At 64.4% G+C, this 12,582-nt stretch carries 11 protein-coding genes and 1 tRNA gene; 11 read left to right on the top strand and 1 reads right to left on the bottom strand.

Features of this window, described 5'->3' with window-relative positions; translation table 11 throughout:
* Positions 1-8 precede the first annotated feature (8 nt).
* The 8 genes from ACV22W_RS28820 (at position 9) to cyoD (ending at position 9,119) form a co-directional block, all read left to right on the top strand.
* Complete coding sequence (locus tag ACV22W_RS28820; protein WP_040144529.1) at positions 9-1,262, top strand: aspartate kinase; 1,254 nt, start codon at positions 9-11, stop codon at positions 1,260-1,262.
* A 110-nt stretch (positions 1,263-1,372) separates the two neighbouring features.
* Positions 1,373-1,466 (top strand) — tRNA-Ser (locus ACV22W_RS28815).
* A 184-nt stretch (positions 1,467-1,650) separates the two neighbouring features.
* The gene (locus tag ACV22W_RS28810; protein WP_448022850.1) at positions 1,651-3,024 is read left to right on the top strand and encodes a hypothetical protein; all 1,374 of its coding nucleotides are present in this window, start codon (positions 1,651-1,653) and stop codon (positions 3,022-3,024) included.
* Between the two features lie 449 nt (positions 3,025-3,473).
* A complete protein-coding gene (locus ACV22W_RS28805) occupies positions 3,474-5,000 on the top strand; it encodes an NADH-quinone oxidoreductase subunit M (RefSeq protein ID WP_448022849.1) in 1,527 nt (508 codons plus the stop codon).
* Positions 5,001-5,280: 280 nt separating this feature from the next.
* On the top strand, positions 5,281-6,168 hold the full coding sequence (gene cyoA, locus ACV22W_RS28800) for a ubiquinol oxidase subunit II (protein WP_059450408.1): 888 nt from the start codon (positions 5,281-5,283) through the stop codon (positions 6,166-6,168).
* A 3-nt stretch (positions 6,169-6,171) separates the two neighbouring features.
* Positions 6,172-8,178, top strand: a complete 2,007-nt coding sequence (gene cyoB / locus ACV22W_RS28795; protein ID WP_448022848.1) for a cytochrome o ubiquinol oxidase subunit I — start codon at positions 6,172-6,174, stop codon at positions 8,176-8,178.
* Positions 8,178-8,786, top strand: coding sequence for a cytochrome o ubiquinol oxidase subunit III (gene cyoC / locus ACV22W_RS28790; RefSeq protein WP_006759068.1), 609 nt, complete (start codon positions 8,178-8,180; stop codon positions 8,784-8,786). The genes cyoB and cyoC overlap by 1 nt, the downstream gene beginning before the upstream one ends.
* Entirely contained in the window at positions 8,787-9,119 is a 333-nt protein-coding gene (gene cyoD / locus ACV22W_RS28785) for a cytochrome o ubiquinol oxidase subunit IV (RefSeq protein ID WP_006759069.1), read from the top strand.
* A 105-nt stretch (positions 9,120-9,224) separates the two neighbouring features.
* Here the strand turns inward: cyoD and ACV22W_RS28780 are convergent, their stop codons facing one another.
* Complete coding sequence (locus ACV22W_RS28780) at positions 9,225-9,527, bottom strand: DUF4148 domain-containing protein (RefSeq protein ID WP_448022847.1); 303 nt, start codon at positions 9,525-9,527, stop codon at positions 9,225-9,227.
* A 217-nt stretch (positions 9,528-9,744) separates the two neighbouring features.
* Between ACV22W_RS28780 and ACV22W_RS28775 the strand changes: the two genes are divergently transcribed.
* The 3 genes from ACV22W_RS28775 to ACV22W_RS28765 are packed head-to-tail and all read left to right on the top strand — an operon-like array spanning position 9,745 to position 12,507.
* Complete coding sequence (locus ACV22W_RS28775; protein WP_448022846.1) at positions 9,745-10,419, top strand: response regulator transcription factor; 675 nt, start codon at positions 9,745-9,747, stop codon at positions 10,417-10,419.
* An 11-nt stretch (positions 10,420-10,430) separates the two neighbouring features.
* Entirely contained in the window at positions 10,431-11,822 is a 1,392-nt protein-coding gene (locus tag ACV22W_RS28770; RefSeq protein WP_448022845.1) for a sensor histidine kinase, read from the top strand.
* A gap of 19 nt (positions 11,823-11,841) precedes the next feature.
* Positions 11,842-12,507 (top strand): response regulator transcription factor, encoded by a 666-nt coding sequence (locus tag ACV22W_RS28765; RefSeq protein WP_448022844.1) that lies wholly within the window; start codon positions 11,842-11,844, stop codon positions 12,505-12,507.
* Positions 12,508-12,582 lie beyond the last annotated feature (75 nt).

Here is a 12,582-nt window from a genome sequence, read left to right as displayed (position 1 = left end):
GAACGACAATGGCACTCATCGTACACAAATACGGCGGCACTTCGATGGGCTCGGTCGAGCGCATCAAGAACGTCGCGAAACGCGTCGCAAAATGGCATCAGGCCGGGCACCAGATGGTGGTCGTGCCGTCCGCGATGTCCGGCGAAACCAACCGTCTGCTCGGTCTCGCGAAAGAGATTTCGAGCCAGCCGAGCCCGCGTGAGCTCGACATGATCGCGTCGACCGGCGAGCAGGTCAGCGTCGGCCTGCTGTCGATCGCGCTGCAGGAAATCGGCGTCGAAGCCGTGAGCTATGCCGGCTGGCAAGTGCCGATCAAGACCGACAGCGCGTTCACGAAGGCGCGTATCCACTCGATCGACGACGAGCGCGTGAAGGCCGATCTGAACGCCGGCAAGGTCGTGATCATCACGGGCTTCCAGGGCGTCGATCCGGATGGCCACATCACGACGCTGGGCCGTGGCGGCTCGGACACGTCGGCGGTGGCGGTCGCGGCCGCGCTGGATGCCGAAGAGTGCCTGATCTACACGGACGTCGACGGCGTCTACACGACCGATCCGCGCGTGGTCGAAGAGGCGCGGCGCCTCGATCGCGTGACGTTCGAGGAGATGCTGGAAATGGCCAGCCTCGGCTCGAAGGTCCTGCAGATCCGCTCGGTCGAATTCGCCGGCAAATACCAGGTGAAGACGCGCGTGCTGTCGAGCCTGACCGATCCGCTGATTGCGCTCGACGAAGAAATGCGCTCGGGCACCCTGATTACTTTTGAAGAAGACGAGACCATGGAAAAGGCAGTCATTTCCGGCATCGCGTTCCAGCGCGACGAAGCCCGCATTGCGGTGATGGGCGTGCCCGACAAGCCGGGCATCGCGTATCAGATCCTCGGCCCGGTCGCCGACGCGAACGTCGACGTCGACATGATCATCCAGAACCAGAGCGTCGAAGGGAAGACGGACTTTACGTTCACGGTCGGCCGCGGCGACTACCAGAAGGCCATGGACATCCTCACCAACCAGGTGCAGGGCCATGTGAGCGCCGAGCGCGTGCAGGGCGACCCGAAGGTGTCGAAGGTGTCGGTCGTCGGCGTCGGTATGCGTTCGCACGTGGGCGTCGCAAGCAAGATGTTCCGCACGCTGTCGGAAGAGGGCATCAACATCCAGATGATCTCGACGTCCGAAATCAAGATTTCGGTGCTGATCGACGAGAAATACATGGAGCTGGCTGTCCGCGCGCTGCACAAGGCATTCGAGCTCGATCAGGCCGCGTGAATTTTTTGTGATGCATTGAAGAAAATGCATCATAGAAATTGACCAACGGCTCCAAACCCTATATGATCTTGTTCTCGTCGCACTGCCTCCCTGGTGCGAGCGAAAGTTTGGGAGACGTGGCCGAGAGGTCGAAGGCACTCCCCTGCTAAGGGAGCATCTGGGCCAAAACCTGGATCGAGGGTTCGAATCCCTCCGTCTCCGCCAAAAGCGGTGACAAAGCCCCGCAAGTTCTCGGACTTGCGGGGCTTTTTCTTTTCCGCTGCGTTGACGGGCCTGCCGCCCGGCGCCACGCTTCGTCCGGACAGCCAATCAATGCTCGACTTGAGCGGCGCTCATGCGCTAAATAGGCGTATCGCCTCGCGCGGCTCAACCCGGAGTTCCGGCACGCATGCATTCCGTACTGACCATCCTTTCGCATCGACCCGTCGACGGGCTCGTCGACAATCACGAACGCTACGCGCGGGGCCGCGGCTACCGGCACGCGATCGTCGACGGTACGCACGTATATGGCGAGCGCCAGCAGGTGCTGCACAAGTACCACGCGATCATCGCGCAGCTCGTCGCGATGGAGCAGGGCGCGTTGCTGCTCGTGCTCGATCCGTTCTCGGTGGTGTTTGGCCAGCATGCGTTGCCGGATGTCGCCGACGGTTATGACGCGATCGTCACGACGCAGACGTCGAAGTCGCCGTTGCCCGCCGCAAGCGGCATGATCTTTCGCAACGTGCCCGACGTGCGCGAGCGCTTGCGCAAGCTGGTGGTCGAGCTGGGCAAGTGGGCGATGCGCCTGCCGGAGCGGCACCATGCGTGCGAGGCGACGCTGCTTGCCGAGCACTTCCCGCCGCTGCCGTTCGATCAGCCGCTCGCGACCGGCTATTTCGCGTCGGCCCAGACGGTGTGGGGCGATGGGCTTGTGATCGACGAGGTCGTCGGCGCGCATCCGCTGGTGGCGCACCAGGCGCCCGAATGGCGTGTGATCGATGGCGTATGGGCGCCGACGCCCGACTACGACTTTCGCTATGTGCTCGCGCTCGTCGACGATGCGGCGCGCGTTCAGCGAGGCGAGCAGCCGCGCGCAATGGACGACTGGCGCGCCGCGCAGCAACGAACGCGTGAGCCGGTACGGCACCTGAACCCGCATGCAGACATCGCGTTCGTGAGTCTGCACACGTCGCACATCGCCGGTTACGGCGATCTTCACGAAGAGAACTTCATTCGCTATTGCACGCGACACGGCTATGCGTACCACGCGTATCGCGAACCGCCCGCGTTTCTGCCGGCCGGCGTCGATGCGAACTGGGCGAAGCTGCACCTGATTCGCGAACATCTGCCCGATCACGCGTTCGTGTTCTGGGTCGACGCCGACATCCTCGCGATCGACCAGCGGCAGACGGTCGACAGCGTGATCGACGGCCGCGATTTCGTGATCGGCACCGACCACACGGCCTGGGCGATCAACTCGTGCATGATCGGCGTGCGCAATGTCGCACCGATGTGCGAACTGGTCGAGCGCATATGCGCGCGCATCGAGAGCTTCGACGATCGGTCGTCAGTCTATGCAAGCGGCGGCGACCAGCAGGCGATTTATGTCGAACTGCTGGAGGCGGGCATGATCGACGCGCGCTACATCGTCGATGCGACGTCGCTCGCGTCGTCGCCCGTCTATGCGACGCAAGACAGCCGTTTCGTCCATTTCCCGGCGCAGCACAACCACTATCGTGCGGTGACGATGCGTGTGTGGGACAGGCTGAGCCATCAGCGCTAACGGAATGCGCCGCGACTTCCGATGTTCCGGATCGCGGCGATCGTTAGCCAATGAAGACAAAATGAAAGCGTGAGTGTAAGGATTGAATTGGTCTCATTCATCCTTCCCCGCATTCACCTATAGCGCTCCGACGAACCGGTCTTCGGACAATAATGTGGCATCGCATCGAGTCATGAGATCGACGCCGCGTCACAATACAAAAAATTACATATAAAAATCAACGGCATGTCCGCGCATAGCGAAACGCAGCTTTGCTGCGATGCAAAAAATAATCAATCGCCTTATGCTGGTTAACCCGATTGCGCTTGAGCGGCGTCAAACCTTGCGCTGATTCCGCTTTACATTTTGCCAACAATGGCGATCCACGAAATCTATCTGTCGATTTGATTTCGTTCCTTTCGTCACGCCTGTTCCCAATGCAGTGCGCGACCTTCTCAAGGCCTGTTGACATGCATGATTTTCCCTTCCTGAGCCTGGCGATCTGGGTTCCGATCCTGTTTGGCGCGTGCCTGCTGCGCGCCGGTTCCGACGGTCACCTGCAGCGCACGAGACTGATCGCGCTCGTCGGCGCGTTCGCAGGGCTGGCCTCAGTCGTGCCGCTCGTCGCCGGTTTCGATTCGCACTCGGCCGCGATGCAGTTCGCCGAAACCCGCAACTGGCTGGCGGCGTTCAACGCCGGCTGGCGCGTCGGGATCGACGGCGCGTCGCTGTGGCTCGTCGTGCTCACCGCCTTCACGACGCTCGTCGTCGTGATCGCGTCGTGGGAGTCGGTCACGGTGCGCGTCGCGCAGTACTACGCGTCGTTCCTGATCCTGTCGGGGCTGATGGTCGGCGTGTTCGTCGCGCAGGACGGGCTGCTGTTCTTCATCTTCTTCGAGGCGACGCTGATTCCGCTGTACCTGCTGATCGGCACGTGGGGCAGGGAGCAACGCGTCTACGCGGCGGTGAAGTTCTTCTTCATCTCGTTCGCGGGTTCGCTGCTGCTGTTGATGGCGATGCTGTACCTGTACGCGAAGTCGCATACGTTCGACATGAACGCATGGCGCACGCTGCAGCTCGGCTTCGCGCCGCAGTTGCTGGTGTTCCTCGGTTTCTTCGCCGCGTTTGCTGTCAAGGTGCCGATGTGGCCGGTGCATACGTGGCTGCGCGACGTCTACACGGACGGCCCGACGGGCGCGGCGCTGATGCTCGCGATGCTCAAGCTCGGCGGCTACGGCTTCCTGCGCTTCGCGCTGCCGATCACGCCGGACGCGAGCCACTTCTTCGCGCCGGCCGTGATCGCGCTGTCGCTGTTCGCGATCGTCTACGCGAGCCTGATCGCGCTCGCGCAGACCGATCTCGGCAAGCTGCTCGCATATTCGACGGTCGCGCACATGGGGATCGTCACGCTCGGGCTGTTCCTGTTCAACCAGATCGGCGTCGAAGGCGCGATCGTGCAGCTCGTGTCGTACGGCTTCGTCGCGGGCGCGATGCTGCTGTGCGTGAGCGTGCTGGTTGATCGCACGAAGCAGCGCGAGATCGCCGCATACGGCGGCGTGGCGGGTGTCATGCCGCGCTTCGCGACGTTCGCGCTGCTGTTCGCGATGGCCAACGTCGGCCTGCCGGGCACGTCGGGCTTCGTCGGCGAGTTCATGGTCATCATGGGCGCGATCCGCGTCAACTTCTGGATCGGCGCGATCGCGGCGCTCACGCTGATCCTCAGTGCGTCGTACACGCTGTGGATGGTCAAGCGCGTCGTGTTTGGCAAGATCGCGAGCGCGCGCATCGCGAAGCTCGCCGACCTCAGCCGCCGCGAGATCGTGATGTTCGGGTCGCTCGCGCTGATCGTGCTGATGGTCGGCGTCGATCCGAAGCCGTTCACCGACGCGATCGACCCGACCGTCGCGCGGCTGATCGACGACGCCAGCCATTCGAAGCTGCCGGCCGGAGACGGCGGCGCGCCCGCGCAGGCGTACATGGCAGCGACGCACGGTTGATGGCGTGACGTCGCGTGCAACGACCGCATCGCAAGACGACGCGGTCGTTGCACCCACATTCATCGGGGCAGGCGCGGGCGGCGTCCGGCCGGCTCGTGCTCGCCTTCCGGCTGCGTGAAATTGCCCCCGCGACAATCTGTCTCACGGCAGATTTCGCAATGATGATTTGCCGCATCCGCCGGTTTTTCATCGCACCCGCGCGACGTATGATTCGGCCACTTTCGTGGATCGAATGCGCATCGGGCATACGCAACGGATTCAATGACCCTCGGGCTGTGTGATGAAAAGAAAAGCTTCAAGAGGCTGGACGGCGCTGATATCGATCGGCGCGGCGCTGAGCCTGTCAGGCTGTAATTTAGATGTACTAAATCCGAAAGGAAGTGTGGGTGCCGCGGAAAAGGCGCTGATCGCGACGTCGACATGGGCGATGCTGATCGTCGTCGTGCCGGTGATCCTGCTCACGCTGTGGTTCGCGTGGCGCTACCGCGCATCGAACCGCAACGCCGCCTACGCGCCGAACTGGTCGCACTCGACCGCGATCGAAGTTGTGATCTGGACGGTGCCGACGCTGATCATCCTGTTTCTCGGCGTGCTCACGTGGAAAACCACGCACGAGCTCGATCCGTACAAGCCGCTCGAGTCGTCGGTGAAGCCGATCGACGTCGAGGTCGTCGCGCTCGACTGGAAGTGGCTGTTCATCTATCCGGAACTCGGCATCGCGTCGGTGAACCAGCTCGCGATTCCGGTCGGCACGCCGGTGAACTTCCGCATCACGTCGGATTCGGTGATGAACTCGTTCTTCATTCCGCAGCTCGGCGGCCAGGTGTACGCGATGGCCGGCATGCAGACGCGCCTGCACCTGATCGCCGACGAAGCCGGCGACTACGCGGGCACGTCCGCCAACTTCAGCGGCCGCGGCTTCTCGGACATGAAGTTCCGCACGCTCGCCGAGCCGCGCGAGCAGTTCGACGCGTGGGTGCAGAAGGTGAAGGCGTCGCCGGACCGGCTCGACGCGACCGTGTACGGCACCGTCGCGCAACCGAGCGAGAAGGCGCCCGTGCGCTACTTCTCGTCGGTCGATCCGCGGCTCTTCCACAACATCATCGCGAAATACAACGATGGCCACGTCCTCGACCTGAAGGACGCCGCCTGCGGCACGAAGGGGTAACGCATGTTCGGCAAACTCACACTATCGGCGATCCCGTTCGATCAGCCCATCATCATGGGGGCCGGTGCCTTCATGGGGCTGGCCGTGCTGGGCATTCTCGCCGCGCTGACGATCACCGGCCGCTGGAAGTGGCTGTGGACGGAATGGCTGACGACGGTCGACCACAAGAAACTCGGCGTGATGTACATCATCGTCGCGCTGATCATGCTGCTGCGCGGCTTCGCCGACGCGATCATGATGCGCATGCAGCTCGCGCTCGCGTACAACGCGCCCGGCTACCTGCCGCCGCACCACTATGATCAGATCTTCACGGCACACGGCGTGATCATGATCTTCTTCATGGCGATGGTGTTCATGGTCGGCCTGATGAACCTCGTCGTGCCGCTGCAGATCGGCGCGCGCGACGTCGCGTTTCCGTTCATCAACTCGCTGTCGTTCTGGATGACCGCGGTCAGCGCGATCCTGATCAACGTGTCGCTCGTGATCGGCGAGTTCGCGCAGACGGGCTGGCTCGCGTATCCGCCGCTGTCGGAGCTGCAGTTCAGTCCGGGGGTGGGGGTCGACTACTACCTGTGGGCGCTGCAGATCTCGGGTGTCGGCACCCTGTTGACCGGCGTGAACTTCTTCGTGACGATCATCAAGATGCGCGCGCCCGGCATGACGCTGATGAAGATGCCGGTGTTCACGTGGACGGCCCTCTGCACGAACGTGCTGATCATGGCGTCTTTCCCGATCCTGACCGCGACGCTCGCGCTGCTCGGTCTCGACCGTTACCTCGGCATGCACTTCTTCACGAACGAAGCCGGCGGCAATGCGATGCTGTACCTGAACCTGATCTGGGCGTGGGGCCATCCGGAGGTGTACATCCTGATCCTGCCGGCGTTCGGCATCTTCTCGGAAGTCATCGCGACGTTCTCGAAGAAGCCGCTGTTCGGCTACAAGACGATGGTGTACGCGACCTGCGCGATCATGGTGCTGTCGTTCCTCGTGTGGCTGCATCACTTCTTCACCATGGGTTCCGGTGCGAACGTCAACGCGTTCTTCGGGATCATGACGATGATCATCGCGATCCCGACCGGCGTGAAGGTGTTCAACTGGCTGTTTACGATGTATCGCGGCCGGATCGAATTCACGACGCCCGTGCTGTGGACGATCGGCTTCATGGTCACGTTCACGCTCGGCGGCATGACCGGCGTGATGATGGCGATCCCGGGCGCGGACTTCGTGCTGCACAACAGCCTGTTCCTGATCGCGCACTTCCACAACGTGATCATCGGCGGCGTGCTGTTCGGGTATCTCGCGGGCTTCAACTACTGGTTCCCGAAAGCGTTCGGCTTCAAGCTGAACGAGAAGCTCGGCAAGGCCGCGTTCTGGTTCTGGCAGGTCGGCTTCTACGTCGCGTTCGTACCGCTCTACGTGCTCGGCTTCATGGGCATGACGCGGCGTCTGAACCACTACGACAACCCGGCGTGGCATCCGTGGCTTCTGGTCGCCGCATTCGGCGCCGTGCTGATCGCGATCGGCATCGCATGCCAGCTGCTGCAACTGGTCGTCAGCATCCGCAACCGCAACCTGCCGGCATACCGTGACACCACGGGCGATCCGTGGGGCGGCCGCACGCTGGAATGGGCGACCTCGTCGCCGCCGGCCGAGTACAACTTCGCGGTGATTCCGCAAGTGCGCACGCTCGACGCGTACGCCGACATGAAGGCGCGCGGCGACGGCCGGCCGAACCCGGCGACGATCCGCGACATCCACATGCCGTCGAACACGTGTGCGGGCCTCGTGGTCGCGATCTTCAGCCTGGTGCTGGGCTTCGCGCTCGTGTGGCACATCTGGTGGATGGCGATCGGCGGCCTGGTCGGCATCGTCGCGACGCTCGTGGTCTACAGCTCGCGTGACAACGACGGCTACTACATCCCGGCGTCGAAGGTGCGCAGGATCGAAGAGAAGCAACCGGCGGCGCGCGTGGCCACGCATGTCGACGACGTGGAACTGGAGGCCAACTGATGTTGCAGAAAACCTTGAGCGCAACCCTGCTCGAGCACGACGACCATCCGCCGTCGCACTCGGTATTCGGCTTCTGGCTGTACCTGATGACCGACTGCGTGATCTTCGCGGCGCTGTTCGCGACGTTCGCGGTGCTCGGCAACCAGTACGCGGGTGGTCCGACCGCGAAGGACCTGTTCGACATTCCGGGCGTCGCGGTCGAAACTGCTGCGCTGCTGCTGTCGAGCATCACCTACGGCTTCGCGATGCTGGCCGCGTACAAGCAGCGGCGCGGCGCGCTGCTCGCATGGCTCGCGGTGACGTTCGTGCTCGGCGCGGCGTTCCTCGCGATGGAACTGCGCGAGTTCTCGCACCTGATCGCGGAAGGCGCGGGCCCGCAGCGCAGCGCGTTCCTGTCGGCGTTCTTCACGCTGGTCGGCACGCACGGGTTGCATGTGACGGCCGGCCTGTTGTGGATGATCGTGCTCGCCGGACAGATCGTATTGCGTGGCGGCGATTTGACCGATCGCGATCTGCGGCGCCTGACGTGCCTGAGCCTCTTCTGGCACTTCCTCGACATCGTGTGGATCTGCGTGTTTTCCTTTGTCTATCTCGCGAGCGTGATCTAAATGGCTCATTCGCATTCGTCTCAACTCGAAGAAGGGCACGGCAGCGTCGGCGGCTATGTCGCCGGCTTCATCCTGTCGGTCCTGCTCACCGCCGCGTCGTTCGGCCTCGTGATGGGTGGCGTGCTGTCGCCGCACGCATCGCTGATCGCGCTGGCCGCGCTCGCATTCGTGCAGATCGTCGTGCACCTCGTGTACTTCCTGCACATGAACGGTTCCTCCGGCCAGCGCTGGAACGTGATGGCGTTCAGCTACACCGTGCTGACTGCGGCGATCCTGATCGTCGGCACGCTGTGGGTGATGCACAACGTCAGCATGAACATGATGTCGCGTTGAACGCCATCGTGGCGCAGCGGACGATCTCCATGCGCTTCGTGCAAAAAAAGGCGGCACGCAAGTGCCGCCTTTTTCTCATTTCGGCCGCGCCGTGCGCGCCGGTCGTCAGTGCGTGTTCGTGCCCGCGTCCGCCGTCAGCGCATGCGTGCAGTCCACGCGGTACTCCGCCGCGAGCCGATGCTTCGCGGCGTCGAGATCGTCGGGGTAGTATGGACTGCTATGCGCGGGTTCGTAGCCGACCTGTTCAAGTTCGGTCAGCTCGCGCACGAGATCCGCATGCGTGACTTCGTGCCGCGTATGGACGAACGGGTAGGCGTTGCATTCCTGAGGCGTCAGTTGCGGCGCCGCGAACGCGGCGGTGCTGGCGCATGCGAGCAGCATGCAGGCGACGGTGGTCGAGAGTTTCATCCGGTGGCTCCTGAGTTCGCGGCCCGATGCCGCATGACGTCAGCGTAGGCGGCGCGCGGGGCCGGGCGGGCGACGTACGGATGAAACATGTTTCACCCGAGTCCGCCCGATGCCGGATGAAGCTATTTTCATCTAACGCCGGATGGCGATCGGGGCGTCTACGATAGTCGCGCGCGCATCGGATGTGCGCGTCGTGACATCCATTGCGAGGACAGGCATGCGAGTACTGACAGTCGAAGACGATGCGGTGACCGCGAACGAGATCGTTGGCGAACTGAACGCGCGCGGGTTCGAAGTCGACTGGATCGACAACGGCCGGGAAGGGATGATACGTGCGATGAGCGCGTCCTACGACGCGATCACGCTCGACCGGATGCTGCCGGGCGCGGACGGTCTCGCGATCCTGACCGCGATGCGCACGGTCGGCATCGATACGCCGGTGCTGATGCTGAGCGCGCTTGGCGACGTCGACGAGCGCATCCGCGGGCTGCGCGCGGGCGGCGACGACTACCTGACCAAGCCATTCGATTCCGGCGAGCTGAGTGCACGCATCGAGGTGCTGTTGCGCCGTCGGCAGGCATCGGGCGTGCCGCAGCAGACGCTGTTGACGGTCGGCGCGCTCGAGCTCGATCTCATTTCGCGCTGCGCGCGCCGCGGCGTCGACGAGATTCCGTTGCTGCCCACCGAGTTCCGCGTGCTCGAGTTCATGATGCGCAACGCGGGGCAGACCATCACGCGCACGATGCTGTTCGAGGCCGTGTGGGGCTATCACTTCGATCCGGGCACCAACCTGATCGATGTCCACATGGGGCGCCTGCGCAAGAAGATCGACCCGCCAGGCGTCACGCCGATGATCCAGACCCTGCGCGGATCCGGCTACATGCTCGGATGACGGAGGCGGCGATGGATGCGGCCCGCGCGGCGAACTTCACGCGCCGTTGGCATACGACGACGTTTCGCTGGCTGTGCGCGTATGCGGCGATCTTCTCGGTTTCGCTGCTGCTGCTCGCGGGCGTGGTCAACGTCGCCGCGACGCACACGATGACGCGCGACACCGACGAAGTGCTCGCGTGGCAACTGATCTATTTCGATTCGATTCCCGATGCGGCGCTGCCGCTCGCGATCCACCGGCGGCTCGAGCACGAACACTTGCATACGAGTTTCTACGGGCTGTTCGACGCGGCCGGGCGCCGCGTGGCCGGCGACATCGCGACGCCGCCCGCGCTGCGTGCCGACCGGCAGGGGCGCACGCTGGACCGCACGCTCGTGCGGCTCGACGGACAGCCCGCGCTGGTCACGCGCGCGATGGCCGTGCACCGTGACAACGGGATGACGCTGGTGGTCGCGCGCGACCTGTCGCACTTCATCCAGATTCGCGAGGTTGCGATCCGCGGGCTCGTGATCGGCGGCGTGCTGATCCTGATCGCGGGCATCGCGGGCGGCAGCATGCTCGGCATGCGGCAGATGCGTCGCGTCGCGGCGATCCGGCGCGTCACGCGACAGATTGCCGAGGGCGATCTCGGCAAGCGGCTGCCGGTGGGGCGCTACGACGAACTCGACCTGCTCGCGCATCTCGTGAATCACATGCTCGACGAAGTCGAGCGGCTGATGGGCGAGGTGCGTCATACCTGCGACGGCATCGCACACGATCTGCGCACGCCGCTCGCGCGCGTGCATACGATGCTGGCGCGGCTCGCCGAGCAGCCGCATTGCGCGCACGATCCGGCGTCGGCGCAGCTGCTGGCGTCGGCACGCGACGAAACCGACCGGCTGCTCGAGCGGTTTCGCGCGATGCTGCGCATCTCCGAGATCGGGACGCTGAGCCGGCGCGGCGGCTTTGCCGCGGTGGACGTCGCGGCCCTCCTGCGCGACGTATGCGAGCTGTACGAGCCGCTGGCCGACGCGGGTGGCGTGGCCTTCGAACTCGACGCGATGCCCGTCGACGGCATTCATGGCGACCGCGCGTTGCTGTTCGAGGCGTTCAGCAATCTCACGGACAACGCGATCAAGTTCACGCCGCCCGGCGGTCGCGTGCGCGTCGTGCTCCACATGACGCAGAACGGCCCGCTCGTGCGGTTCGACGACACCGGGCCCGGCATCGCGCCCGTCGAGCGCGACGCGGTGCTAGAGCGCTTCTATCGCGGCGAGCGCACGCGTCATGTCAATGGATCGGGGCTCGGCTTGAGCATCGTGTCGGCGGTGATGCGCGTACACGGCTTTGCGCTGCGGATCGGCGATGCGCAGCCGGCCGGCGCGGCGATCACGGTCGAATGCTGGCCGCGCTCGCTCGGATGATCGCACCGGAGCACGGTCGATGCGCATCCTGCTGATTTCACCCGCGACGCCGGAAGCGGCGCGACTCGACAAGGCGTTCCGCGAAAGCACGCACGGCGTCGAGCGTGTCGACGGGTGGCGCGACGGCTGCTTCGCGGCGACGCAGGACCGCTTCGACGCGATCGTGCTCGTTGAAACCGATGCGGCTGCGGCCACGGTGCCGCTCGAGCTGTTGCCGCGGCTTGCCGCATCGGCCCGCGGCGCGGCCATCGTCGCGCTGGTCGCCGGCGCGACGCCCGAACGGCGCGCGCGGATTCTGCAGGCCGGCTGCGACGTATGTCTTGTGCAGCCGTGTTCGTTCGTGGAACTACACGAACGCTTGCGGGCGCTGTGGCGTCGCTCGGGCGTCATCGCGTGGCGCGAGTCGGTGCGGCTCGACGCGGCGACGCGCGCGCTGGAAGAGCAGGGCCGGCGGGTGACACTCAGCGCACGGGAATTCCGCGTCGTCGAATGCCTGCTGCGCGAAGCGGGGCGACCGGTCGGGCGCGATGCAGTGCTGCGTTACGCATGGGGCGACGCGGATATCGAACCCGAAACGGTCAATGCGCTGATCGTGCGGCTGCGGCGCAAGCTCGCCATGAACGCGTTTTCCGCGCGCATCGAGACGGTTGCGCGCTTCGGGTTCAGGTTCGACGCGGGAGGGTGACGGTGCGACGCCGGCCCGGATTCGGGAGGCGCGGCGGATTGCGATGCGGTGGCACGCCCTGGCAGCACGACACAG

This window comes from Burkholderia sp. AW49-1, from assembly GCF_053427845.1.
The sequence above is the reverse complement of the archived record's forward strand: the minus strand, read 5'-3'. Positions and strand labels throughout refer to the sequence as shown.